This window comes from Rhodococcus sp. MS16 (assembly GCF_013277795.1).
Taxonomy (GTDB): domain Bacteria; phylum Actinomycetota; class Actinomycetes; order Mycobacteriales; family Mycobacteriaceae; genus Rhodococcus_F; species Rhodococcus_F globerula.
On sequence record NZ_VBTM01000010.1, the window covers coordinates 146640 to 172003 of the forward strand.

The following is a 25364-nucleotide window of genomic DNA, read 5'->3' on the forward strand; positions in this document are numbered from 1 at the left end:
CCTCAGTCGACGATCACGACATGCAGATTTCGTGGGCCGTGAACACCTTCGACGCGCTCGAGTTCGATATCGGAAGTTGCCGACGGCCCACTGATCATGGTGGTGGGCCGTTCGGGGGTCAGCTTTGCCATCGCCTCGGGCACACCAACTTCCACGCTTGCGCGATGAACGACGCAAATGTGGGTATCAGGCACCAGAGTCAATGCGCGACGCCCCTGATCCGGACCGGCATCGAGAAAAATGGTGCCGGTCTCGGCGCAGGACACTCTGGACCCCGTAACCACCGCGTCCAGTCTCTCGAGCTCCGGCGCAGGCACCTCGGAGCTGTCGACCACCAGTTCGCCGCTGAAGCCGGCAACCCAGGAGCGGTCAAGGCCGACAGGTATACCCACGGTTTTCAGATCGTTCGCGATGAGAATGCCGTTGATCGTCTCCGCGATATCTGTTGTGCTGCACTGATCGACATGCGCCTTGTAGTCCACCAAACGGTCGACAAGAAGCTCGATGCGCTCGGTATCGGGCAAGGTTCTGCCGGTGCGGTAGTGGCGCGGGATTTCGGCATCGCGAGCCGGAGCCAGTGTGATGGCGTCACGGATACGTCCGAGCACCACTTCGCGTGAGTTCATTTGCCTGCCTTACCTTCGCGACGAGCCTCGTCCAGCGCTGCTCGGCCTTCGTCGGAGTCCCACCAGGACCGGAAGGTCTGCTTGGGCGGCGCCGGGATATCCCTGGCCGCGGTCCAGCCGTTCAGCGGCGGCGGAAGCGTCGAGATCTTGCCCTTCTTGCCTGCTACGATGCGGCCCAGCCCAGCTGCCTTCTGCGCGGCAGTCCAGCGCGTCGACGAGGACATCGCGAACGAGGCTGCCTTCATCGCCACCGATTCAGCCGTCACACCGGCCTGTTCCACCTTCTGGTGTCTCAATTCGACAAGCAGCGAAGGGATATCGATCTTGACCGGGCAGGCGTCGAAGCATGCGCCACACAGGCTCGAGGCAAAGGGAAGCGTCGAGTTGGGGTCGTCCTTGCCGTGCATCCCGGCCAGCTGCGGTGTGAGCACTGCGCCGATCGGTCCCGGGTACGTTGATCCGTAAGCGTGTCCACCCGTGCGCTCGTAGACAGGGCACACGTTGAGGCAGGCCGAGCACCGAATGCAGTTGAGCGCCTCGCGGCCGATCTTGTCGGCCAAGGCGGCTGTGCGGCCGTTGTCGAGCAGCACAAGGTGAAACTCCTGTGGGCCGTCACCGGGCGTGATGCCGGTCCACATCGAGGTGTATGGATTCATCCGCTCCCCTGTCGAGGACCGCGGCAGCAGTTGAAGGAAGACCTCGAGATCCTGATATGTCGGCAGGATCTTTTCGATGCCCATCACGGTGATCAGAGTTTTCGGCAGCGTCAGGCACATGCGTCCGTTGCCCTCGGACTCCACGACGGTCAGCGTGCCGGTGTCCGCGATCCCGAAGTTTGCACCCGAGATAGCTACCGGGGTGGTCATAAACTTGTGGCGCAGGAACTTTCGCGCAGCGCCGGCAAGGTCGGCCGGATTGTCCCCGAGATCGGGGTCCACATCGGGCATCTCACGCAGGAAGATCTCCCGGATCTCGGATCGATTGCGATGGATCGCGGGAACCAGAATGTGCGACGGTTTGTCGTGGCCGAGTTGGACGATCAATTCCGCAAGATCGGTCTCGTACGCCAAAATTCCCTGGGTTTCGAGGTGTTCGTTGAGTCCGATCTCCTGCGTTGCCATCGACTTGACCTTGATGACCTCGTCGGAGCCGGTAGCTTTGACAAGCTCGGACACAATAGAGTTGGCCTCGTTGGCATCTGCCGCCCAGTGAACGTGTCCGCCGCGAGCGATGACCGCAGCTTCGAACTGTTCGAGGAGTTCAGGCAACCGCGCCATGACGTCGGTTTTGATTGCAGATCCGGCGTCGCGCAACTCTTCCCAGTCCGGAAGCTCACCCGTTACATTGAGGCGCTTGGCGCGAATGGTGTGCGTGGCCTTGCCGATATTGCGTCGTAGTTGCGCATTGGCCAGCTCGTGATGCGCTGCGACGGGGAACTTTTCGGTTCCTCGCAGAAATCCCGCACCTTCGGGCGACCTCGGGGGAAAGCTGGGTAGACCCAGCGTCACGGCGCTCATGCGTGCACCCGGCTTTCCACAGATGCCAGGATCTCAGCGAGGTGAATGGTCTTGGCACCCATCTGCAGTCGCGACATTCCGCCGCCGATATGCATGAGACAGGACGAATCTCCGGCGCTGCAGAACTCTGCGCCGGTGTCGGCCACATGGCGAATCTTGTCGGCCAACATGGCCGTCGACGTCTCGGCGTTCTTGATGGCAAACGTGCCGCCGAATCCGCAGCAGGAATCGGCTTCGGGGAGTTCCACCAGATCGATGTCGCGAACGTTGCGCAGCAACTGGAGCGGCTTGTCGCCTACTCGCAGCATGCGCAGCGAGTGACAGGTCGGGTGATAGGTGACCCGGTGCGGGAAGTACGCGCCGACATCTGTGACATCGAGAACGTCGACGAGGAATTCGGAGAGTTCGTACGTCTTTGCCTTCACCGTCTGCACCTGCCCGCACAGTGACGCTGTGCCGTACCGCTCGGCGACGATCTCGTGTTGATGACGGATCGAGCCCACACACGAACCCGACGGCGCGACAACAGCGTCGATCGACGTGTCACCGAACGTATCGGCGTAGTTCGCGACCAGCGGCAGCGCGCCCGGCTGATAGCCGGTGTTGACGTGCATCTGCCCGCAGCAGGTCTGTCCGGGCGGAAACACGACGTCATGCCCGAGACGGGTGAGCAGGAGGGCGGTGGCCTTGGCCGCATCAGGAAACATCGTGTCTCCGATGCAGGTGGCGAACAGCGCTACTCGCATGTGATCTCCGCAATCTTTCGGTGTGGTCAGACCACAGTAAAGCACGGTCAGCGCCACAAGGAACCCGAATACCCGAAAAAACAAAAAATCCACACAATGCTCGATTGTGAGCCGGGTCATGGTGTACGTTCCTGTGGTCCGACCACACAAACCGTCATTCAGACCGTCTGTCAGGAGATACCAGTGGCTACCGAGCTACTCGCGGTGACTTTCACACCGTCCACTACCGCGATCGGCGGGTCGTTGACCGCGTCGGCGCTCGTCGGGCTGCTTCCCCTGGCGACGTTCTTCGTCCTTCTGACCGGATTCAAACTCAAAGCCTGGTACTCCGGACTCGGCGCGCTGGCAGTTGCCGCGATCGTGGCTGTCGTCGGCTTCGACATGCCCACGTCGCTGACAGCACTCTCGGCTCTCCAAGGCATCACCTTCGGGCTCTTTCCGGTCATGTGGATCGTGGTCACCGCCATCTGGTTCTACGAATTGACAGTCGTCAGTGGACGTTTCGAAGACTTGAGACGCGTCTTCAATACCGTGGGCCGGGGCGATATGCGCGTGCAGGCAATGCTCATCGCATTCTGCTTCGGCGGAATGCTCGAAGCGCTCGCAGGTTTCGGAGCTCCCGTCGCTATTACCGGCGCCATGCTCATCGCACTCGGCATGCCGCCGATCCGCGCGGCCGTGACCGTCCTGGTCGCCAATACTGCACCGGTTGCCTTCGGCGCCATGGCAATTCCGATCACGACGGCCGGAAACCTGACGGGCATTCCCGCTACCGAGATCGCAGCCGTCGTCGGTCGTCAGACCCCGATCCTGGCACTGTTCGTACCGCTTCTGCTTCTGTTCCTGGTTGACGGAAAACGCGGAATGAAGCAGGTCTGGCCCATCGCATTGGTCACCGGCGCCGTTTTTGCGCTCGCACAGTTCTGGTGCTCCAGCCACTTCTCGTACGAATTGACCGACGTCGTCGCATCTCTCGCCGGCCTCGCGGCTGCTGTGACGATGCTCCGCTTCTGGCATCCCGCCACTCCCGACGATCAGCGTTCCAAGGTCGAACCCGAAAAGCTCAGTCCGTCAAGAACCTTCCTGGCACTTTTCCCCTACCTTCTCGTAGTCGTGGTCTTCGGCGTCGCCAAACTCTGGACCGCCGGATTCGACCTCCCCGCCTGGCTGAGCAAGACTGACCGCAAGGTCGAATGGCCTGGTCTGTACGGAAATCTGCTGACCGACACAGGAACTCCCTCGTCGAGCGCGATCTACACGTTCTCCTGGCTGTCGAACCCCGGCACGCTGCTCTTGATCTGCGGCATCATCGTCACAGCCGTGTACGGATTCTGGACTCACGGCGGACGATTCCCGTTGACCGCCGGGCAATCGCTGACCACGTTCGGTACGACAGTCGTGAAGATGCGTCTGGCCATTGCGACGGTCGCCACTGTGCTCGGCTTGAGCTACGTCATGAACCAGTCCGGACAGACCGTCTCGATCGGCACCTGGCTGGCCGGCACCGGCGCTGCATTTGCCTTCTTCTCTCCCATGCTCGGCTGGCTCGGTACTGCCGTGACCGGTTCAGACACCTCCGCAAACGCCCTGTTCGCCAAACTGCAGCAGGTTGCTGGACAGACCGCGGGCATCGACCCGACATTGTTGGTCGCGGCCAATACATCGGGTGGTGTCGTAGGAAAGCTGGTCAGCCCGCAAAACCTGACGATCGCCGCGACCGCAGTCGGCCAGGTGGGCAGCGAGCCCATCCTGCTGCGCAAAGTCATCGGATACAGCCTCAGCATGCTGCTTATCCTCTGCACGCTCGTGTATCTGCAGTCCACACCGGTCCTGTCGTGGATGCTCCCGTAAGCGCCACCTAGGCTCTTGGCTCATGCCCTCCGATTCGAGTCCACGCGCGTGGGAACAAGTACTGACGCACCTGGAGAAGCGGCTGACCTCGGGAGAAGTCGTCCCGGGTCAGCGGCTTCCGGGTGAGCGCATTCTGGCGGCCGAACTCGGCGTCGGCCGATCATCGGTACGCGAGGCTCTACGCGTCATGGAAGCACTCGGACTACTCAAAGCCCAGACGGGATCCGGCCCGACCTCCGGCGCGATGATCGTGGCCCGCCCTACCGGCGGCATGACCATGCTGATGCGGATGCAAGTTGCCGCACAAGGGTTTCCGGTGACAGATGTAGTGAAGACGCGCCTGGTTCTCGAAGCCGAGGTCATGCAGGAACTTGCGCGGACGCAACCCACACCGGACCTGGGAGCAGCTGTCGAATTACTCGACTCCATGGACAACCTTGATCTCAGCGCACACGAGTTCCTGATCCTCGACGCACAATTCCACGTTGCGCTGGCCGATGCTGCCGGCAACCAGGTTGTCGCGGCCATGATGACGGGGCTGCGCGAATCCATCGAGGCGTACGTCCTCTCCGGAGTGAACCTGGAGTCCTGGCCAACCACGTGCTGCCGGCTCCGCCACGAACACCGCGGAATAGTCGACGCCGTGCAGGCCGGAGATCCTGAGTTGGCGCGCGAACGCATCACCGGTCACATCCGTGGGTACTACGCGGAGAGCACCCACACCGGGGCCTGAACGTGGGTTGGTAATTGCACCCGTTTTTGTAGTGTAAGGTTGGTTTCACACCGACGCGGGGTGGAGCAGCTCGGTAGCTCGCTGGGCTCATAACCCAGAGGTCGCAGGTTCAAATCCTGTCCCCGCTACAAAGTGAAGGCCCGTAGGTTGCGCAAGCAACCTACGGGCCTTTTGCTGTGCGCGCCAATTCAGGAACGAGCCACCCGGCCCATCAGATAGAACTCCGGATTCGGCATCATCCCCGAGAAACTGGCCATTCTGTTGCTCAGGCCGAAGAACGCGGTAACAGCAGCGATGTCCCAGGCGTCCTCGTCACCGAAGCCGTGCTTGTTCAACGCCTCGAAATCCGCATCGCAGATCTCGTGCGACGCGGAGTTGACCTTGGTTGCGAAGTCGAGCATCGCCCGCTGACGGTCGGAGATGTCCGCTGTCCGATAGTTCACTGCCACCTGATCGGCAACCAGCGGCTTCTTTTCGTAGATGCGCAGGATCGCACCGTGCGCGACCACACAGTACGTGCATTTGTTCGCCGCTGAGATGGCGGTAACGATCATTTCACGATCGCCCTTGGTGAGCGCCGAGTCTTCCTTGAGCATGATCGCGTCGTGGTAGTCGAAGAAGGCCCGAAACTCTGCCGGACGACGCGCGAACATCAGGAACACGTTGGGCACGAACCCTGATTTTTCCTGAACAGCAAGGATTTTGGCAGCGATATCCTCGGGCACGTCGGCCAGCTCTACTTGCGGAAAACGGTCGGTCACAGTGCCTCCTGGGCTGTCAGCCAATGATCAAATTAAGATAATCACCATTAACTGAGTTGTCCAGGGGCTCCGACGTGCATCGCACCCGGATCCCCTAGTTCGCCATGCAGTCCGCTCAAGAAGATCTGCAACAACTCCGTAAGTTGCGCCTGCTGGGGAGCAGACAGTACCGAAACCAAGTCGGCCTCGCGGCCGAGCACACGGTCGACCAATTGCTCCACCACCTCATGCCCCGCGGCCGTCAGCGACACGTCGACAACCCTCGATCCCGACGTCGCCGACCGCTCCACCAAACCGGCAGCTTCAGCCCGAGCCAGCCTTTGCGAAATTGCGCCTGCCGTCACTCCGGTCCGTTCGGTGATCTGACGGGTCGTCAATCGGTACGGCTCCCCAGCTCTCCGCAAGACGCTCAGCAGATCAAGCGTTGCCGTATCTGCGCCCGCGGCGGCAAGGATTCGCCGTCGGTCCTCACCGAGGAGTTTTGCGCACGCCCACAGCCTGGTCACGATGCCGATCCCCTCGACCGGAGTTCCCGGACGCTCACGCAACCAGGCCAAGGCAATCGCGTCGACGTCGTCGTCAGGGTCCAAGCCACCAGTCACATTGCACCTCATTTAGATCTAAATGATACGTTCTCGTATAGACCTAAACGTAGCTCACTGGAGGAAGACATGACACGCACAGTTCTGGTCACCGGCGGCGGAACAGGCATCGGCCGCGCCGTAGCAGCCGCATTCGCCCAGAGTGGCGACACAGTGTTCATCACCGGACGACGCACCGGACCGCTCGAGCAGACAGCAAGCGAACTGGGCTCGAACGTTCACGCCGTAACCTGCGACAACTCTGACCCGAAGTATCTGAAGCGGCTACAAGACACGCTCCCGGCGAACCTCGCCGTCGTAGTGCATTGCGCGGGCGGTAACACGGACTTCGATCGAGAGGCGCCGTCGGATCTCGATACCTTGGCCGCCGGATGGCGAGCCAATCTCGATTCCAATCTATTGTCGGCGGTTCTGACCACTGCTGCCGTCCGCGATCGCCTCACCCCCGGCGGCCGCGTCATCACTATCGGATCCATCGCCGCAGACAAAGGTGCGGGCGCCTACGGTGCAGCCAAAGCTGCTGTCGCAACCTGGAATATCGACCTTGCCGCCGAATTGGGTCCACTGGGAATCACCGCGAACATAGTTTCTCCCGGCTACATCGCCGACACCGAATTCTTCCGTGACGTTCTCACCGACGCTCGACGGGAGGCACTGATCGAAGCCACGAGCACCAAGCGCGCCGGGACTCCGGAAGACGTCGCTGCCGCAGTCCTCTTCCTGGCCTCGGCGGGCGCCGGACAGATCACCGGTCAGGTAATCGCGGTCAACGGCGGAGAACGAACAAGTCGTTGATCTAGCCGCCGTTGATCTAGCGCAGATGACGGCCGAAGAACGAGTCGATTCTCCTCCAAGCATCTTCTGCCGCAACCGGATCAGGGCCCATCCCGAGGATTCGCTCCAGCGGACGCAGCACCTTGGGGCCGGCTTCGGCATCGTTGAGGAACGCGTGTCCGGCCGTCGGATATTCCTTGATGTCGTGTTCGACGCCGGCCCTGTTCAGGGCGGTTCCCAGTTTCAGCGCCGCACCCCGCAAGGTGACGTCCTTGCCGCCGAAGCTACCAACCAGCGGGCATGAATCTGCCACTGCCGCATCAAGTTTTCGCGGGAGCTGTCCGTAGTTGACCGAAGCGACGTCAAAATCTTCGGCGCTGATCAGCGCGAATCCGCCGCCCATACAAAATCCGATGACACCGATCTTCCCGGTGCAGTCCGCGGATTCGACCAGCCAGTTGCGCGCGACCTCGATGTCGGTAAACGCCCGCCCCTGCCCGCGGAGCATCGACGTCATCGTCGGTACGAGGCAGCGCCTCGCCCCACCCGCGCTGTACAGATCCACGGCCAACGTTAGAAAGCCGGCGGCGGCGAGGCGTTGCGCCTGCCGCCTCATCACGTCGTCGAGCCCGAAGGCCTCGTGAATCATCACCACACCCGGCCACGGGCCAGGGGTGTCGGGAGTTTCGAGGATGCCACGGAGCGGTTGGGATCCGCCGACAACTGCGGCGCGGGCCGTCAGATCGATGTCCACCATTACCCGATCGTAAGCATTTGCCTGGTAAATGTGCCCGATTCACCCCATCTGAAGTGCGTTTTCGCACGCGGGCGTGCGCCCTGTTGCGCGGCATGGGAGGATGGGGGAATCGAGATCGGGACTTCGATGTGAAACCCGGATCGATTTTGTAGGGAGTATTTGTATGGCACAGGGCATCGTGAAGTGGTTCAACGGCGAAAAGGGCTTTGGTTTCATTGCTCCCGACGACGGAACACCGGACGTGTTCGTTCACTACTCTGAGATCTCAGGCAACGGCTACAAGTCGCTCGACGAGAACCAGCGTGTGGAGTTCGAGGTTGGCCAGGGCCAGAAGGGCCCCCAGGCCACCAATGTGCGCGCTGTCTAGTCAGTGACACAAGAAGAGGGTCGTACCCGCAAGGGTACGGCCCTCTTCTGTTTCTCCTACTGCTCTTGATCGTCCGCACGGGCTTTGATCACAGCAGCCACCGCGGCCTCGATATTCGATTCCGCGACAGCTTTGTCGACGCCGAGGTCGCTCAGAACACCGGAACCGTCCTCGAGTTCCAGCAGTGCTAGCAAGATGTGTTCGGTTCCGATGTAGTTGTGCCCCAAGCGAAGAGCTGCACGGAAGGTCAGTTCGAGAACCTTCCGGGATTGAGCGTCGTACGGGATGAGTTGCGGCAACTCCTCTGATTCGGCCGCAGGCAAAGCCTCTACGATGGCCGTGCGCACTGCGGCAAGTTCGATCCCCTGCGCTGCAATTGCCTGCGGTCCTAACGCTTCCGGTTCGGCCAGGAGCCCGAGAACAAGATGTTCGGGTCGAATCTCCGCATTACCGGCCGCTCGGGCTTCGTTCTGCGCAGCCATCACCACATTCTTGGCACGAACCGTGAACCGACTGAAACCGTCTTCGGGAACCATCAGCTTGCCCTCACCAGCCGCTTTCGGCACAAAACGCTTCTGCGCGGCTTGTTTGGAGACGCCCATGCTCCGACCGATGTCGGTCCACGACGCGCCTGAGCGCCGCGCCTGGTCTACGAAGTGACCGATCAGGTGATCAGCTACTTCACCGAGATGATCAGCGGCAACCATTGCGTCGGACAATTGATCTAACGCGTCGGTGTGAACTTTCTTGATGGCGGCGATGAGGTCGTCGAGTCGGACTTGGTTTGTCATCTTTACTGGATCACCCATGCGTCAACCATAAGTTGACGCATGGGAATCGTCAACCCCGGGTTGACGATCGGCGGCTTCAGGAAAAGAACTCGCGCAACACCGGCACCATTGCATCGTCGGACACACCGTGTGCCTGCCCTGGAATCTCCAGCGCCTTTGCTCCCCCGATCCTTTCGCTGATTCGCGCCGCCGAGGAGCGGCCCCACTGCCCACTGTCACCGCCGTGCATGACCAAGGCGGGGACAGCGGCCGAGGTCAGCCAATCGAGCGACTGACTGCCGTGGTTACAGATGGCGACGTCGTACGGCAGGGTGTGAGCAATGGCGCACATGCCTGGCCAGTCCGAACTCTGCTTCATCTCCTCGACCATGTGCGACGACGCACCGGTCAGTGAGAGGAACCGGACCACCGCCCCCTCCTTGTCCCCGGCGGCAACCAATCGCCAGAGGTCACCTAGCGCGGCCGCATCCGACTGACCTTCGTCCATGTACGGCGCCTCGTAGACGGCAAGCTTCCTCATCGGAACGCCCTGCGCCGCAGCTTCCAACGCCAGTGCGGCGCCCGACGAAAGCCCGTAGACCAGCGGCACCTCCCCGGTAGCGGCGATAACGGCGCGCAAGTCCTCCACCTCGGCCCCGATGGAATATGCACTGCCGTCGCCGCTGTCTCCGCGACCACGCCTGTCGTAGGAGTACACGGTGAAATCTGCTGCCAGCTCTGCGGCCAGGGAGTCGAACCACTGCCGATCGCAGAACGCTCCGGCGACAAGAACCACTGCTGGTCCTGTGCCGGAGCGTTCGTACGCGATCATTGTTCCGTCCGCGGAGCGCACTGTGTCCATGACCATCTCCTAGGGTTGGAGGACATCTCCTCCCTGATTAGACCGCCGCAGACTCCAGAAGTCACCGATTCGGCATCAGCTGATTTTGGCGTACAGAGCATCCCACCCCTGGGCGACGTACGAAATGGTGTAGATCGAACCGTAGAAAGTCGATCCGCCGAGGTTAGTGACGTTGCCCGCCTGCACCGCTGGGAGCCGCTGCCACAGCTTGCTGGCCACCAACGCCTGATACGCCGCACTGTCCTCGTCCTCGGTGATCATGAAACCGTCGACGCCGGCCAGTACGTCCAAACCCTCGAGGCTGACGCCGCCTTCCGGATCCAGACCTTCCGCAGTGACGGTCTTTCCGCCGATATCGCCGAGCGTCATGTCACTGGGCTTGTCGCCCTTTTCCGACGTACGAATACTGGTGACGTACAGAGTGTTGGTGTCCGGCAGGAATGACACACTCGCAACCGTCTTCGACGCGATCTTCTCGGCATGACGCGATTGAATATCCGCAATGAGGTTGTCGTAGTCGAGAATCAGCTGGTCGAGCGTCTCGGTTCGGCCGAGCCAGCCCGACAGCCTGGTGAGGTTGGTTCGCCAGTCGTCGGTGAACTCGGTGGTGAGAACCGGTGCGATGGTCTGCATTTCACCAACGGGCCACCACTCACTTTCATAGTTCAGGCACACGATCAAGTCAGGTTCGAGCGCAAGAATCTGCTCACGATTAGGGATTTCGGACAGGAAAGGCACCGATGCGTCGACGGGCACCCAGGGCGTGGCCTTTGCATAGGTGTATCCGACCAGCGGAAGCTCCAGCGCCACAGCAGGTTCGAGATCGAGCCGAGAGTCGATCGCGACCACACGCTTGGGCTCGACGGGAATGTCGTACGTTCCGAGCGGGGTGGTCACCGAGCGCATTTCGTTTGCGGCGGCACTACTTCCGCTCTCGCCGCACGCCGCGAGAAAAGCACCCAATCCGGCGATGCCTGCACCGATTCCGAATTGGCGTCGAGTCAGATTCGAGACGATGCGATTATCGGTGTACCCCCGCGGGAGCAGCAGGGTAGATGAAGCGGGCATGTGCGCGGACCTTCCAGAAGAACGTGATCATCCGCCCTTCGCAGGCGAATAAGGATGCCCTAATAGAGTACGTACCGCGCATCGTCGCGACCGGCCCAGAAGTGTTCGGTTCCGGCCACTGTTCTCAGTTTGCCCCCAGCACCTGCCCGGACCACTCGACCAACGGCGTCAATGCGCGCCACGCCTTGCGGACTTCCTTCAGCGTCCGAGGACTGTCCAACCACGACGGACTGGGATAGCTGCGGCCGGCCGTCAACGACTTGTGCCGCAACAGTTCGATGCGCGGATGATCAACGGTGTACCCGCGCGGCGCCGTCTTGAGCGTGTCACCACCCACCGTGAATCCGGCCTTGCGCACACCTGCGAGAATCTTCTCGAGTTCCGCACCTCGGACGGCGTCGTCGACCGCCGCTCGGTACCGCGCAATCGTTTCGGACGTGCTGGCGTAGAAGCCCCCGGCAACCATCAGGCCCGCCGCATCGATCTGAACGTAGTAGCCACAACTCTGCGCAAGGCCCACAAAAGCACCTTGGTGCGTCTTGTACGGAATCTTGTCCTTCGAGAAACGCACATCGCGGTACGGCCGAAACAGTTTGGCTGTGCCGAACTCGTCTTCCAATTCCGTGACCAACGCCGCCATCGGTCGACGAACGATCTCGTCGTACGTCTCCTTGTTGGCCGCCCACCACACCTTGCTGTTGTCCGCTTCGAGATCCTCGTAGAAGTCGAGTGCAGCAACAGGTATTCCAGTGAACGCAGCCATGCGTAAAGCGTAGTCGTACCGGTTAGAGAGGCCATCACCTCCCGATGTGAGCCATGCGCTGCAGTGATGCCCCGATCGGGCAGAATCCGTAGACTGCGTGGGGATGATTTCCGAAATGCAGGCCTGGCAACTGACCGATACCAATCGAGACTGGCTCATCCACCGACCCATCGAAATCGCGATCTATGTGGTGCTGGCGGTAATTCTGCGATTCGCTCTGCACCGTGTGATCGATCGAATGTCGAACGGGCGCAAGCCTTCGGTGAACGCACGCAGGACACAGCGTGCCCGCACCATTGGTTCCGTCCTCAAATCGACCGTCTCCATTGTCATCCTGGTCTGGTGTGTGCTGCAGATTCTCGGGATCCTGGGTGTCAACGTTGCACCGTTCATCGCCTCTGCCGGCGTCATCGGCCTGGCCATCGGTTTCGGCGCACAGAATCTGGTGCGTGACTTCCTCTCCGGAATCTTCATGCTGCTCGAAGACCAGTACGGCGTCGGTGACGTCGTAGATCTCGGCGATGCGGTGGGCACTGTCGAAACCGTCGGTCTGCGGGTCACCACGGTCCGAGATGCAAACGGAACCTTGTGGTACTGCCGTAACGGTGAGATTCTCCGAGTCGGAAACATGAGTCAGGGCTATGCGACCGCTGTACTCGATCTCCCCATCGCCCACAACGCCAACGTGCACCGGGCATGCGAAGTCGCAACGCGGGCCGTTCTCGAGGCCGCTGAATCCGACTCCATCCGATCGGACATGATCGAAAAACCGGAGATGCTGGGAGTCAATTCCGTTACTGCAGAATCGATTACCATCCGGGTTACCGCGCAGGTCAAACCAGGCCGGCAATGGGCAGTCCAGCGTGCATTTGCCCGCTCTGCCCTGACTGCGTTCGAGCAACACGGGATCGAGGCGCCATACCTACCCATCCTCCGCTGAGCAAAACTATTGACGCCGGTGCCTTCGACAGATGCAATTACTCGAGCACAGAGGGAGTTACGTGAGTACAGCGTCGGAGTTGATGATCGACATACCCGGCGGCGTGGTCGATCTGCGTGACGACCGCAAGGCCACCCATTGGAGCGTCGACATCGCTCCCTTCCGGATGGCTCGATACGTCACGACCATGCGCGATTCAGCGAATCCCAAGGTCAACGTGTCCTGGATCGACGCGATCGCAGCGTGCAACAGCCTGTCAGCGCAGGACGGATTAACCCCTGCCTATCACGACATCGACAGTGAATCTCCGACATGGGATCGCACATCGAATGGCTACCGGCTCCCCACCGAAGCGGAATGGCAGTACGCCTGCAAAGCCGGGACTCCCGGGTATCGCTACGGCCCGATCGATGAAATCGCCTGGTACGAAGCAAACTCCGGTGACACTTGCCATCCTGTCGGATCGAAGTCCGCGAACGCGTGGGGACTTCACGACATGATCGGCAACGTCTGGGAATGGTGCTGGGATCTCTACGACCCGGAGGTATACGGCACTTACCGCATCTTCCGCGGTGGCAGTTGGGCGGAGATGGCGCGGGGTTGTGGCGCCAGCGTTCGGCGTCGTAGCCACCCGAGCTTCGCAATCGACGACTTAGGGTTCCGTATCGCCCAATCTGCCGGTCCCGGCGCATAACATGTGAAGAATCCGCGCACCGGAACCGGTGGGGAGAGAGGGCACAACAATGCAGCGTGAAGAGTCGTCGTTCACCGGAGTGTCCGGCACCAAGATCGTTTACGACGTGTGGACGCCGGACCGTGAGCCCACCGGCATCCTTGTCCTGTGCCACGGACTCGGGGAGCACGCTCGGCGCTACGACCACGTGGCCGCGAGACTGGGTGAACTCGGTCTGGTCGTGTACGCACCTGATCATCGTGGGCACGGACGTTCCGGCGGCAAACGCGTCCACCTCAAGGAGTTCTCCGACTTCACCGACGACGTCAACACCCTCTTCGGTATCGCCACCGCCGCCTATCCTGGCAAGGACAAGTTCCTTCTCGGCCACAGCATGGGCGGCGCGATTGCACTCTCGTACGCCCTGGATCATCAATCGGATCTCAAGGCATTGGCTCTCTCAGGACCTGCCGTGATCATCGCCACCGGTACTCCCAAAATCGTCATGCAGGTGGGCAAGTTCCTCGGCAAGTACCTCCCGGACGTTCCGGTCGAGAGCCTGGAAGCTGCGGCGGTGTCTCGCGATCAGAAGGTTGTCGACAAGTACAACGCAGATCCGCTGGTCCATCACGGCAAGGTCCCGGCCGGCATTGCGCGTGGAATGATCACGGCGGCAGAGGGATTCCCAGCTCGCCTGCCTTCACTCACCATTCCCGTTCTACTGCAGCATGGTTCAGCCGACAGACTCACCGACCCGGCCGGAAGCAAGCTGGTCGCTGACCTCGCAGGCTCCCCTGACGTGACCCTGAAGGTCTACGACGGCCTGTACCACGAAATCTTCAACGAGCCTGAGCAGGAAGAAGTTCTGGACGATCTTGTCGAGTGGCTGCGCCCTCGCGTTACCGGAGCTTAGGTTCGATGACACCGTGCGGGATCCTCTTGGCCGCAGGCGGAGGATCCCGCATGGGTACACCCAAGGCCTTGAAGTTCGACGCCGACGGCCGATCATGGCTACGCCGCGGTGTATCGACTCTCCGCGACGCGGGCTGCTCGCCGGTCATCGTGGTGCTCGGAGCTCGAGCAACCGACGCCGCAGCACTCCTTCCACCTGAGTTCACCGATACCCTTGTGGTGGAATCAGACTGGCAGAAAGGCATGAGCGAATCACTACGCTCGGGCCTGGAGGCGGCACAGAACCTGGATGCTGTTGCCGCCGTCATCACCCTCGTCGACCTACCGGACCTCGACACCACGACCATCACCCGAGTGACCGGCCCGACGGTTCAGTCAGATGACCTCCGACGCGCTGTATTTCACGGCACCCCAGGACATCCCGTTGTCATCGGCCGCGATCACTGGCCGGCCCTGATCGCTTCCCTGGCGGGCGACAGCGGCGCCAACGCGTATCTGCGCGCGCACCACGCCGATCACGTGGAATGCTCAGACCTGAGCACCGGCCGGGACGTGGACTACCCACAAGCCTGATCGCCCGGGTCCGTGTCCCGCCGGAGTTCTACATGGCTGGGTACGCAGGCACTCTCAACGTGACCACAGAGGGTGTGATCGAGAACAGCACTTACGGAACGACTCCCAGTCTGCAGCCCTGACCAGTGAAGCGAAGATCACGCTGGACATCCCGTCCGTCGTTAATTGAATGGGCCACATCCCATGTTCGATCCGAACTGACTCGATGAGTCAGTCGTCGCTCCACACCCTCAGGTCGAGTGGATCGGCTACTTCGAACGCCCTCAAAGCAATTCACACCTAGATAGAACGGGTGAGATCCTTACTTTGTCTGTGTGTACCCGCTTCGGGGTAGGAGTAGGGCGGCAATTACAGTCACCACACTTGCAGCTAGTGCAATCGCCGTGGACCACATGTATCCGGACGGCGATGGCACGCTTAGCGCCGACTCTGGAACCGGGGTGAGGTTGTTTGCCAAAATCATGCCTACGACAGCGGAAGACAGCGCCAAGCCGATGATGCGCATCAGTGCATTGAGGCCGTTGGCTTCTCCCGTCTGCTCGACCGGCGTAGCTTCCATGATGAGAGTGGGCAAAATTGCGTAGGAAATTCCGACAGATGCACCGACGAAACACGTTACAGCGACGAGATAAACCGCCGGGAATTCCCACTTGACAGCAAGTGCAATCAACATGGCGAGCAAAGCGACACAAAGCAAGCAACCCGCAATCACGAGAGTGCGCCGTGTCCCCAAAGACGCTCCCATTCGAGCGCCGATATTCGACGATACGAATGCCACGAGCCCGGCGGGAGCCATGAGCAAACCAGCAGTGAGCATCGAGACTCCCAATCCATGCGGAGTTGAGGTCGGGGCCATCAACATTTGGATCGGAGCTAGCTCCATCCCGTAAAACGCGAAGGCCGCGGTGAGACCGACAATATTTGCCAACACAACTGTGCGCCGGGATGCGATACCCAGATCCAAAAGTGGATTGACCCGTCGACGTTCGTACGCCAACCAGCCAGCGAAAGCCAGCGCAGACAACCCACACAACGACAAAGTGACCGGACTCGTCCAACCCCAATCCAAGCCCTTGCTCACTGGCAGCAGCAAGGTGAGCAGAACCAGTGCGAGGCCAAGCGCACCGATCAGATCGAAGCGACCCCCCATGCGGATTCGGCTGGGGGAAACCAGGGCATAGATACCCCCGAAGCAAACCACCGACCCTGCCGCTCCGACCCAGAACAACACCCGCCAACCGAATGCCTCTGCAACGAAGGCAGCGAATGGAAGCCCCAGAGCGCCACCCACAGCCATCGACGAGCTCATCATTCCAACCGCAACACCCAAACGTTTCGCAGACAGGAACTCACGCATCACGCTGATCCCGACCGAAACGAAAGCAACACCGAGACCCTGCAATGCCCGACCTACGAGGAAAAGCGGAAGCGATGACGAAACCGCACAAACCATTGACCCTGCAGCGACCGACGCAATACATAGCAGCAGTAGCCGTCGCTTGCCGTACATGTCGCCCAAACGACCGGCTATTGGTGTCGCTACCGCTCCAACGGCCATCGTCACGGTCACAGCCCATGACGCATTCCCAGCAGAAGTATCAAGCATCATCGGCAACATCGGGATAAGCGGCATTATTAACGTTTGTGTCAGGGACATCGCTATACCCGCGGCGCACAGCATCATCACCCCGATGCGCGCCTTCCGGTCCACCGGTGGACTGTCGGCCGAACTGCCCTCCCCCTCAACGACTATTTCGGGTACGGAGTCCGTCGTTTCAACTGCTCGGTGCATCGGCGCTCCTTCACGACCGCACGAGGGTCGTCGCTATGTCAGGCACGACCCCGACGTCAATCGAACTATGTAAAGCACATTGGCTGCCCAGCAGAATTTCGCCCGTCTGACCATCCGTACCAGTCTGGCGGGCGGGCGGAACTACACGGTCGCTTGCAGCCCTTGACGATTCGCAGCCACGCCGAAAAACGCTATATGACGGGGTTACGGCGCCGAACTCATCTTCCCGATAAACGGGAATCCGACAGACCCGAACCTGTGCCACAGCCAGGCGACGAACGCTGGCGCTCACACCCAAACACGCTCGTGAGGCGGACACACAAGCACGAGTCACCGAGAGAGCGCCAGAGCGGCAAACCAACTCCGGAAACTCGGACACCACGTCCCACGGAAACTCGCTCCGATTCAATTTCGTGCTACTGACTTCCGCGTGAGACGGCTTATTACGGAAGGTTTCCATTCACCGAGAGAGCTCCTCGAATGACCGTTCATTCAAGGGCTTTGATATGAGTATGCAGTCCTCTTACCTACTACTAGGGGTTGAGTTCGCCCGCCTCGACAAGTTGAGCCAAATCGGACTTGTATCGCTGATCGGCCTACGTGATTGTCCGAAGACCATCTCAGTTCTCGAATGTTCGTGAGGAGTGTGTCGTGAACAGTGTCGATCAGCCTGCACCCGTAGCAGTTTCGGTTAAGTCGAACGAACACCGTCCGCGCGGATCGACGTTCTCGACCATTGGCGACCATGTGCGCAGAGCATTTCCTCGAGGCACCCACAGTCGGCGACGGCCTGTGAAGCAAGCCTCGTGGCCGAACCGAATCCATTCGTGCGTGCCTCATCACCAGAGTGCCTTCGACGACGGCCACTGTCCAGCAGCTGCAATCAGTCGAGTCTCATAGCGGGACTAGCGTACTCATAGCACTGTCCAACAGATCCGACATTCGGGTATCACCATTGTCGGCCAGCCATGCATCAGTCGCGATACCCAAGCATACGAGTGCAGAACTGACCAGCACCCGTGCCTCGAGATTCGCCACACCGGTCGGTCCTGCGGAGTGCCGTCGCACGACCTCGGGTATCAATGCTTCCTGCCAACCCAGTTGCCGTTCCCAATGGCGGGATTTGAGTTCAGGAGTTTCGCACAGCATTCGCCAATATGGCAGTTCCGATTCCGGGGACTGGTCGCGAGCCTCCACCATCACATCGAAACAACGCCTCAGCGCGAGCCACGACGATTCGCGCTCGGGCCGGCCTGCCAACCTGAGAGCAATCTGGTCACCCCACGTGTCCATGGACCCCAGCGCGATATCTTCCTTTGTACCGAAGTACCGGAAAACACTGGTTCTCGACAAACCTGCCTCAGCAGCAATCTGATCGACCGTGGTTTTGTCGAATCCACGCTCAGCGAAAAGCCGGCATGCAACCTCGCCCACCTCGACTCGCATCGCTTGACGCATCCGGTCTCGCAAACCCGGAACCTCCGGGGATCCCTCCGATGCACCTACGACACTCGCCATGGCGCAACTATACAGCGGTATCTTCTTGAAACTGAGTACCAAAATATTATGCAGTTCCAAATTGGAATGAAGTGTCGTAACGTCTACGGTTACCGACACCATCACGGAAGGCCCAAGAATGAAATACGGCGTTTCTACATTCCTGACCGACGAGAGCATCAGTCCCACTGCATTGGGCACTGGCCTCGAAGAACGTGGCATCGACGCACTGTTCCTGGCCGAGCACACTCATATCCCCACGAGTTGGCAGTCACCGAGCCCAGACTTCACACTCGCTCGCGAGTACTACCGAACAGTTGACCCCTTTGTTGCCCTGGGCGCCGTTGCGGCAGTCACCAAGACCTTGCTGCTCGGCACCGGGATCGCGTTGGTAGCGCAACGCGACCCGATCATCACAGCGAAGGAAGTTGCCACTCTGGACTTGATCTCCGGCGGTCGGGCGGTCTTCGGAGTAGGGGCAGGGTGGCTCGAAGACGAGATGCGTAACCACGGTACGAATCCACGTAGTCGCGGACGCTTGATGGATGAGCGCATACGAGCAATCATCAAATTGTGGACAGAGGAAGAAGCGGGCTTTCACGGTGAACTCGTCAGCTTCGACCCGATCTACTCCTGGCCCAAGCCGGTCCAACTACCGCACCCTCCGATCTACGTCGGTGGGGTCAGTGAGAGAGCATTTGCGCGACTCGCCGAGTACGGGCAGGCATGGATGCCCATCGGCATTCCACCCCACGAACTCGGCATACAGATGGATCGTATGCGCCAAGTTACTGGAACAGACACGCCGGTAACAGTTTTCGGTGCATCTCACGACCGTGAATCGCTGGACATATACGCGGCGCTCGGCGTCGAGCGGGTACTGTTCACGCTGCCCACCCTTCCCCAGGATGCCACGCTCCGAGTACTTGACGAGTTCGCCGGGGCGATCTCCACCACCGCTCAGTAACCGTACTCACTATGACTCAGGAGAAATGCCCCTCAGAGCCAACCCGTATTCCGGCCGCCGGATTAGTTGAGCGCGCTGGTCATTCGCCTGGGAGCGCCGCTTACCGTCGCGCCGCGGTAGCACTTTTTGCCGCCGGAATGGCGACATTCATGACGCTGTATTACGTCCAAGGTTTGCTCCCGGTGTTTACCGAGCACTACGGGGTTTCTCCTGCTGCCTCCGCCCTGGCCGTCTCGGCGACAACAGCATTGCTGGCCTTCTCCATCGTTCCCGCCGGCATGCTGTCCGAACGATTCGGCCGTGTCCGAGTGATGTCGATCTCCGCATTGTCAGCAGCCTTCTTAGGACTGGTGCTGCCATGGAGCCCATCATTCGAGTTTTTTCTGGCAGGTCGTGCGCTGCAGGGAATGCTGTGTGCAGGTGTGCCTGCGGTAGCCATGGCATATCTGGCCGAGGAGATCGACGCTGGATCGCTCGGCGCTGCTATGGGCACGTACGTCGCCGGCACATCCATCGGCGGGCTCACCGGGCGACTGATCCCAACCATCGCAGTTGATCTCACAACGTGGAGATGGGCCATGGAGCTGACAACAATTGTCGCTCTCACGTTCGCGGTGACATTTACGAGGTTGATTCCGCCGTCCAAAAACTTTGCGCAACAACCTATCAAGCTTGCGATGACGGCTCGTCAGCTCAAAGCCCATCTGCAAGACGGTCCACTCCTTTGTCTGTTCGGTCTCGGATTCGTGTTGATGGGCGGCTTTATCACGGTCTACAACTACCTCGGTTACAGGTTGCTCGATGCCCCGTTCAATCTCCCGCCGACAGTGGTGGCACTGGTGTTCCTGATGTACCTCGCCGGCGCCGCGTCATCAGCAATCGCCGGCAGAATATCGGATTCCTGGGGCCGCGGATCTGTGTTGATCAGTCTATTAGCGCTAATGGGCGCAGGACTCGCCATCAGCCTGGCTGACAACTTGTCCGCCGTTCTGATCGGCGTCCTGCTGCTTACGATCGGCTTCTTCGGTGCTCACTCGATCTCCAGCAGCTGGGTAAGCGCCAGAGCGTCGCGCAATCGAGCCGGCGCCTCTTCCCTCTACCTGCTCAGCTACTACCTCGGCAGCTCCGTAGTTGGCGCTCTGGGAGGAATCGCTTTCGCGTATGCCGGCTGGAACGGCCTGGTGATCTATGTGGGCGCATTTCTGTTGATCGGCGCTGTGTTGACTGCCATTCTGGTGCAAACGACCCGAGCGCGTTGACGATGCCACCGAGGAAGATCGAGTTGGTCTGTGTAAGAACGGCATCCGTGAGAACATCTGCAGATCCGTTACCCGTGCAATCAACCTCACGGATCACGGTCAGTACGGATCAGCTCGTGCGAATGCTCGGTGGAACGCCGAAGCAGGATCGACATTGCCCATAGGGCGCCGATCCTGCCTGTCGATGCTGTCAGTGCGCCTGAGGTAAATTCAAACGTCAAGCCGCATCTACGTTTGCATCGCGCGCCTCGGCGCGCGCTCATTCTTTGGTTCTACTTCGAGATCATGTCCTTCAGCATCGATCTCGGGCAAGATACGATCCAACTTGGCCGGCAACCACCACGAATTGCTCCCGATCAGCGACATCGCTGCCGGCACGATGATCATTCGAACAACGAAGGCATCCGTGATGACACCAACCGTCAGCGCGAGAGCGATCGAACCGACGAGACTGTCACCGCTCAACATGAATCCACCGAAAACCGCGGCCATGATGGTTGCTGCTGCTACCACCACAGGCCCTGAGCGCGCGAAACCATCAATGACGGCTTCCTTCGTACTGAGGCCGCGCACATGTGCCTCATGGATCCGCGACACCAAAAACACTTGATAGTCCATAGCGAGACCGAAGAGAATACCCACAACGATGACCGGCAAGAAGCTGAGAATCGGTGCACCCTCCGATACTCCGAATAGACCTCCGAGCCAACCCCATTGGAAGACCGCAACAGACGCCCCCATTCCTGCACCCAGTGACAAGAGGAATCCGACGGTTGCTACCAACGGCACAAAGAATGACCGGAACAGCACCGTGAGGAGAACGAACGCAAGGCCCACGATCAGGGCGATATACATGATCAACGCCGTGTGCAATTTGGCGTCGACGTCAATTGAGACAGCAGTCTCTCCGGTCACAGCCACCGAGGCATCAGGTATACCTGATACTGCCGCGCGGATTTCCTTGACCAAATCGGCTGTGCGTTGATCGTTCGGCCCGCCTTCGGATATGACGTTGATCATCGCTGCGGTGTTGTCTCCATTGATGATCACCGGAGACAGTGACGCCAAGTACGGCACCCCCGAGATCGCATCGATAGCCCGAGAGCCGGCCGTGCCGGCATCGTCGCTCTCCACCAGCACCACCATCGGACTCTGCGAACCTGCACCGAATCCCTCGGAGATCAAGTCATAGGCTTGTCGCTGAGACGAATTGGGGTCCGCCCCTCCGGGTGTGTTCAGCGAGGTATTGAGCGAAAACACCGGAACCGACAATGCTACGAGAGCCACGACGGCCGGAATCAGGAGTCGCTTCGGTTTGTGGGCAACGAGAGCGCCCCAGCGTTCGTAGAATGTCGGAGTCGTGGAGTCCTTGACCGAGACCGACCTACTGTCTGTGTCGCGGTGCTTACGGGGAAGCACTCGGCGCCCGACGGTCACCAGAATGACTGGCAAAAGCGTCAAAGACACAGCGACAGCCACAATTACCCCGAAAGCAGCAGCCAATCCCATTTCGGTAAGGAACGGGATCCCTACGACGCTCAACCCTGCCAGCGCGATCACGACTGTTGCACCGGCGAAGACCACCGCCGAACCAGCAGTGCCGACTGCACGTGAGACCGACTCGAATACCGATTTTCCTTCGCGCAGTTCAGAGCGGAAGCGGGCAAGCACGAATAGTGTGTAGTCGATTCCGACTGCAAGCCCGAGCATTACCGCCAAGATCGGAGTTGTCGGCTGAATCGGCGTCATCGCGGAATAGGCCAACACACCACAGATTCCGACAGCAACACCGATGAGCGCAGTGAGCATGTTCACTCCGGCTGCAACAAGCGAGCCGTACGTGATCATCAGGACGAGGAAGGCAATCGCAACACCGATGATCTCACTCGGACCGAACAGATGGGGTCCTTCGACTCCTAGGTCTCCTCCCACGATGACGCCAATACCTTGCACTGAACCTCGAGCAGCTACCTGCTCGAGACGGTCCTGCAATTCCCCTTTGTCAGCGTCATCGGCGAGAGTGTAGGTAACGGTGGACACTGCTGTCTCCCCGTCGGGGGATACACGAAATGTTTTGTCGCTAAGCGGATTCGTCGCCATAACTACGTCTTGAACTTGCCCTAACGCAGCTACGGTATCTGTGACGGCTGCCGAAAGTGCGGGGTCACTCAACGGGCCATTCGCACGGAAGACAACCTCGAGACTGGTGACATCGCCCTCGCTCGACGTTGGGAACTTCTCCGTGAGTGTATTGAGAGCGTCACTCGATTCGGTGCCAGGGATTTCGAAGCTATCCGCGTTGGTTTGTGGACCTGACATCAACCCGACGAGCACCGCAGCCATGATTGCCACCCATGCAGCCAGGACAGTTTTGCGGTGAGTAGCACTGAAAGCACCCAATCTGTACAGCAATCGACCCATTTCAATCCTTCTCTACGACAGCAACAGAACTGTCTTCAAGGATCGTCGAGGACGAATATTGCGGCGTCGTCCCTGCGCAGTATCCATCTACTGCACACGCAGTACATCTCGCTAGCGCTCACCATCAGAGGGGGGAACAAGACCGCTACGGTATGCGATCACGACAAGTCCGGACCGATCCGTCACACCCAGTTTCATCATCGCCCTGTTGACATGAGTCTTGACCGTGTATTGGGAGATTGTCAGTTCATCTGCAATCTCGACATTCGTGAGACCCCGGCCAACCATTTTCAGCACTTCTCGCTCACGCTGAGTCAGATCGTCGACGCCGGGATAAATTGCGATAGAAGGCATTTGACTAGAAGCGGTTGCGTTCAAGTACTGAACCACACTGGTCGCGGCGGTGGTGGACAACCAGCTTCCGCCACTGGCAACAGTACGCACTGCCTCGACAAGCGTCTCCTGGGGAGCCGTCTTCCCGATAAACCCATTGGCTCCTTTTTGAAGTGCAGTCACCACATTCTGATCGTTTTCAAAGGTGGTCAGGACGAGAATTCTTGTATCCGCAAGAAGTGGATCTGCCCGCATCGTGTCGATAGCCCATAGACCATCCCTGCGGGGCATTCTGAGGTCGAGCACAACAACCGAGGGAAGCACGACTCGAGCCAAGGCCACAGCTTCGTCTCCATTTCCCGCCTCCCCTACCACCGAAACATCCTCTGCGACTTCGAGAAGCTCGCACAAACTGGCCCGGATTGCAGGTTGATCATCGACGACGAGAACTCGTACAGACATCACAGTGCGAGAAGTCTACGCCGAGTGATGACGACGTCGAGGGGGGAAGACTGCTCGCAGAGTGAAGACGCGCCCATCGTCGACAATATCGAGGCTGCCCCCGACCGCCTGAACCCTCTCCCTCATACCGACCAACCCCCATCCACTCGCCTCGGTCTGTTCGGTTCGGGGCGCCGTGCTGTTGCGCACGGTTACCGCGATATCGGCATTCGTCCCGAAGTTCACGTTCACCTCTGCCCTCCCGATTCCGTGCTTGTAGGCATTCGTTAATGCCTCCTGCACAACGCGATACACAGCCAGGTCGACCGAGGGGGGAATATCGGGCGGCGGCACACCCTCGACACCCAAGCGAGGAGGGTTCTCCAGTAGCTCGAACGACTGCACCAGTTGGCCGAGATCGGAAGAGCCAACGTCAGCCGGCGCCAATGCCTCACTCTGATCAGAGCCCATATCCCGGAGCACTTGCAGGATGTCTTGCATCTCGAGGATGACGGAATGAGTGGAATCGCCTGCTTGCACGAGAGCGCTCTCCACATCAGCGGAGGCACCACCGAGGCGCGCCCGCGCGAGATTGATCTGCATTCCGACCACCGTGATGTGATGTGCAACGACATCGTGCAATTCGCGCGCAATTCGCAGCCGTTCTTCTGCAACGCGACGCAGAGCAGTTTCCTCCTTGGTTCGCTCGGCTCGGGCGGCACGATCTACGACACTTGCCACATACAGTCTCTGCGACTGAATGGCCGCACCGAGCGACGCTACTACCGCCGCCCACAAGGCGTAGACCAGTACCGTCAATGTGGCGATCGACAAGCGCGCACCCAGAATATGCGCCGCGCAGAGGGACCCGCCAACCCAAAGCACGTAGATCAAGGCTTCGGATCTGGGTCGTGCGACTGACATGTCGAACAGCCACACGTACGCCATCACAATGACAGTGACGGCCTTTGGGTCGGCGAACATCTCGTTGGCGCAGATCCCGAGCACAATGCCCGCACAAACTAGCTTAGGTGGGACGGTCTTCACCGAGACCAGCACGCAGGCTGCGACAGTGAGCAGCAATGTCACTCCGACGAAGCGACCGTCCAGCCCCATCGAGACTATTTCGACCATTGCCGTCGCGTAGCCAATCAGCTTCGGCAACTTACCCACGGGATCTGCTCTGACATCGAACCAGTCCACCACTGCACGCATACTGTCGATCATGCCACTCTGAAAACTGACGCCTGCCTCATCGTGAACACGTGCGTTCCCGAATTCCTCCATCTGAATGGGAGGGATCATAACGCGTACAACATCATTCGACCTACCCTCGCAAGGGTGGTGGATGAATCCAAC

25 protein-coding genes and 1 tRNA gene are annotated in these 25364 nt (G+C 59.9%); 11 read left to right on the forward strand and 15 right to left on the reverse strand.

Annotation, left to right across the window (positions count from 1 at the left end):
* Positions 1-2: 2 nt before the first annotated feature.
* Genes FEZ60_RS22320 through FEZ60_RS22330 form a run of 3 tightly spaced genes read right to left on the reverse strand, consistent with a single transcriptional unit; the run spans position 3 to position 2889 of the window.
* Positions 3-626 (reverse strand): LUD domain-containing protein, encoded by a 624-nt coding sequence (locus FEZ60_RS22320; protein WP_172937024.1) that lies wholly within the window; start codon positions 624-626, stop codon positions 3-5.
* Complete coding sequence (locus FEZ60_RS22325) at positions 623-2143, reverse strand: LutB/LldF family L-lactate oxidation iron-sulfur protein (RefSeq protein WP_172937025.1); 1521 nt, start codon at positions 2141-2143, stop codon at positions 623-625. The genes FEZ60_RS22320 and FEZ60_RS22325 overlap by 4 nt, the downstream gene beginning before the upstream one ends.
* On the reverse strand, positions 2140-2889 hold the full coding sequence (locus FEZ60_RS22330) for a (Fe-S)-binding protein (protein ID WP_172937026.1): 750 nt from the start codon (positions 2887-2889) through the stop codon (positions 2140-2142). The genes FEZ60_RS22325 and FEZ60_RS22330 overlap by 4 nt, the downstream gene beginning before the upstream one ends.
* Before the next feature lie 183 nt (positions 2890-3072).
* On the opposite strand from FEZ60_RS22330, the gene FEZ60_RS22335 reads away from it, so the two are divergent.
* The 3 genes from FEZ60_RS22335 to FEZ60_RS22345 all read left to right on the forward strand — a co-directional run bounded on the left by FEZ60_RS22335 (position 3073) and on the right by FEZ60_RS22345 (position 5601).
* The gene (locus tag FEZ60_RS22335) at positions 3073-4740 is read left to right on the forward strand and encodes an L-lactate permease (protein WP_045065149.1); all 1668 of its coding nucleotides are present in this window, start codon (positions 3073-3075) and stop codon (positions 4738-4740) included.
* 22 nt (positions 4741-4762) lie between these two features.
* Positions 4763-5473, forward strand: a complete 711-nt coding sequence (locus tag FEZ60_RS22340; protein WP_045065150.1) for an FCD domain-containing protein — start codon at positions 4763-4765, stop codon at positions 5471-5473.
* Between the two features lie 54 nt (positions 5474-5527).
* A tRNA-Met gene (locus FEZ60_RS22345) sits at positions 5528-5601 on the forward strand.
* 60 nt (positions 5602-5661) lie between these two features.
* Here FEZ60_RS22345 and FEZ60_RS22350 read toward each other — a convergent pair.
* A complete protein-coding gene (locus FEZ60_RS22350; RefSeq protein WP_033233446.1) occupies positions 5662-6234 on the reverse strand; it encodes a peroxidase-related enzyme in 573 nt (190 codons plus the stop codon).
* Between the two features lie 47 nt (positions 6235-6281).
* Positions 6282-6836 (reverse strand): MarR family transcriptional regulator, encoded by a 555-nt coding sequence (locus tag FEZ60_RS22355; protein WP_239654635.1) that lies wholly within the window; start codon positions 6834-6836, stop codon positions 6282-6284.
* A gap of 69 nt (positions 6837-6905) precedes the next feature.
* Here FEZ60_RS22355 and FEZ60_RS22360 point away from each other — a divergent pair, with 69 nt between their 5' ends.
* The gene (locus FEZ60_RS22360; RefSeq protein ID WP_045065152.1) at positions 6906-7631 is read left to right on the forward strand and encodes an SDR family oxidoreductase; all 726 of its coding nucleotides are present in this window, start codon (positions 6906-6908) and stop codon (positions 7629-7631) included.
* A gap of 16 nt (positions 7632-7647) precedes the next feature.
* Here FEZ60_RS22360 and FEZ60_RS22365 read toward each other — a convergent pair whose 3' ends face one another.
* The gene (locus FEZ60_RS22365) at positions 7648-8367 is read right to left on the reverse strand and encodes a dienelactone hydrolase family protein (protein ID WP_045065153.1); all 720 of its coding nucleotides are present in this window, start codon (positions 8365-8367) and stop codon (positions 7648-7650) included.
* A 163-nt stretch (positions 8368-8530) separates the two neighbouring features.
* Between FEZ60_RS22365 and FEZ60_RS22370 the strand changes: the two genes are divergently transcribed.
* On the forward strand, positions 8531-8734 hold the full coding sequence (locus tag FEZ60_RS22370; protein WP_003939930.1) for a cold-shock protein: 204 nt from the start codon (positions 8531-8533) through the stop codon (positions 8732-8734).
* A gap of 56 nt (positions 8735-8790) precedes the next feature.
* Here FEZ60_RS22370 and FEZ60_RS22375 read toward each other — a convergent pair whose 3' ends face one another.
* The 4 genes from FEZ60_RS22375 to FEZ60_RS22390 all read right to left on the reverse strand — a co-directional run bounded on the left by FEZ60_RS22375 (position 8791) and on the right by FEZ60_RS22390 (position 12197).
* Positions 8791-9543 carry a Clp protease N-terminal domain-containing protein gene (locus FEZ60_RS22375; protein WP_045065158.1) on the reverse strand — a complete coding sequence of 251 codons (753 nt, stop codon included), beginning with the start codon at positions 9541-9543 and terminating at the stop codon, positions 8791-8793.
* A gap of 58 nt (positions 9544-9601) precedes the next feature.
* Complete coding sequence (locus tag FEZ60_RS22380; RefSeq protein WP_239654636.1) at positions 9602-10366, reverse strand: alpha/beta hydrolase; 765 nt, start codon at positions 10364-10366, stop codon at positions 9602-9604.
* A gap of 75 nt (positions 10367-10441) precedes the next feature.
* Positions 10442-11434 carry an ABC transporter substrate-binding protein gene (locus FEZ60_RS22385; protein WP_045065162.1) on the reverse strand — a complete coding sequence of 331 codons (993 nt, stop codon included), beginning with the start codon at positions 11432-11434 and terminating at the stop codon, positions 10442-10444.
* Between the two features lie 124 nt (positions 11435-11558).
* On the reverse strand, positions 11559-12197 hold the full coding sequence (locus tag FEZ60_RS22390; RefSeq protein WP_045065163.1) for a DUF2461 domain-containing protein: 639 nt from the start codon (positions 12195-12197) through the stop codon (positions 11559-11561).
* Positions 12198-12300: 103 nt separating this feature from the next.
* On the opposite strand from FEZ60_RS22390, the gene FEZ60_RS22395 reads away from it, so the two are divergent.
* The 4 genes from FEZ60_RS22395 to FEZ60_RS22410 all read left to right on the forward strand — a co-directional run bounded on the left by FEZ60_RS22395 (position 12301) and on the right by FEZ60_RS22410 (position 15295).
* A complete protein-coding gene (locus tag FEZ60_RS22395; protein ID WP_033233458.1) occupies positions 12301-13137 on the forward strand; it encodes a mechanosensitive ion channel family protein in 837 nt (278 codons plus the stop codon).
* Between the two features lie 82 nt (positions 13138-13219).
* Positions 13220-13831, forward strand: coding sequence for an SUMF1/EgtB/PvdO family nonheme iron enzyme (locus FEZ60_RS22400; protein WP_202026448.1), 612 nt, complete (start codon positions 13220-13222; stop codon positions 13829-13831).
* 49 nt (positions 13832-13880) lie between these two features.
* The gene (locus FEZ60_RS22405) at positions 13881-14723 is read left to right on the forward strand and encodes an alpha/beta hydrolase (protein WP_045065167.1); all 843 of its coding nucleotides are present in this window, start codon (positions 13881-13883) and stop codon (positions 14721-14723) included.
* Between the two features lie 5 nt (positions 14724-14728).
* Positions 14729-15295 carry a nucleotidyltransferase family protein gene (locus tag FEZ60_RS22410; RefSeq protein WP_045065169.1) on the forward strand — a complete coding sequence of 189 codons (567 nt, stop codon included), beginning with the start codon at positions 14729-14731 and terminating at the stop codon, positions 15293-15295.
* Between the two features lie 301 nt (positions 15296-15596).
* Here the strand turns inward: FEZ60_RS22410 and FEZ60_RS22415 are convergent, their stop codons facing one another.
* Positions 15597-17087 (reverse strand): MFS transporter, encoded by a 1491-nt coding sequence (locus FEZ60_RS22415; RefSeq protein WP_045065172.1) that lies wholly within the window; start codon positions 17085-17087, stop codon positions 15597-15599.
* An 894-nt stretch (positions 17088-17981) separates the two neighbouring features.
* Positions 17982-18605, reverse strand: coding sequence for a TetR family transcriptional regulator (locus FEZ60_RS22420; RefSeq protein WP_045066730.1), 624 nt, complete (start codon positions 18603-18605; stop codon positions 17982-17984).
* Between the two features lie 118 nt (positions 18606-18723).
* Here FEZ60_RS22420 and FEZ60_RS22425 point away from each other — a divergent pair, with 118 nt between their 5' ends.
* Entirely contained in the window at positions 18724-19551 is an 828-nt protein-coding gene (locus tag FEZ60_RS22425; protein ID WP_045065174.1) for an LLM class F420-dependent oxidoreductase, read from the forward strand.
* Between the two features lie 11 nt (positions 19552-19562).
* Entirely contained in the window at positions 19563-20810 is a 1248-nt protein-coding gene (locus tag FEZ60_RS22430) for an MFS transporter (protein WP_045065175.1), read from the forward strand.
* 228 nt (positions 20811-21038) lie between these two features.
* Here the strand turns inward: FEZ60_RS22430 and FEZ60_RS22435 are convergent, their stop codons facing one another.
* The 3 genes from FEZ60_RS22435 to FEZ60_RS22445 all read right to left on the reverse strand — a co-directional run bounded on the left by FEZ60_RS22435 (position 21039) and on the right by FEZ60_RS22445 (position 25220).
* Positions 21039-23231: an MMPL family transporter gene (locus FEZ60_RS22435; RefSeq protein ID WP_045065178.1), complete on the reverse strand. Its 2193-nt coding sequence runs from the start codon at positions 23229-23231 to the stop codon at positions 21039-21041.
* Between the two features lie 111 nt (positions 23232-23342).
* Positions 23343-24026 carry a response regulator transcription factor gene (locus FEZ60_RS22440; RefSeq protein ID WP_045065179.1) on the reverse strand — a complete coding sequence of 228 codons (684 nt, stop codon included), beginning with the start codon at positions 24024-24026 and terminating at the stop codon, positions 23343-23345.
* A gap of 15 nt (positions 24027-24041) precedes the next feature.
* Positions 24042-25220: a histidine kinase gene (locus FEZ60_RS22445; RefSeq protein WP_172937028.1), complete on the reverse strand. Its 1179-nt coding sequence runs from the start codon at positions 25218-25220 to the stop codon at positions 24042-24044.
* Positions 25221-25364: the final 144 nt, after the last annotated feature.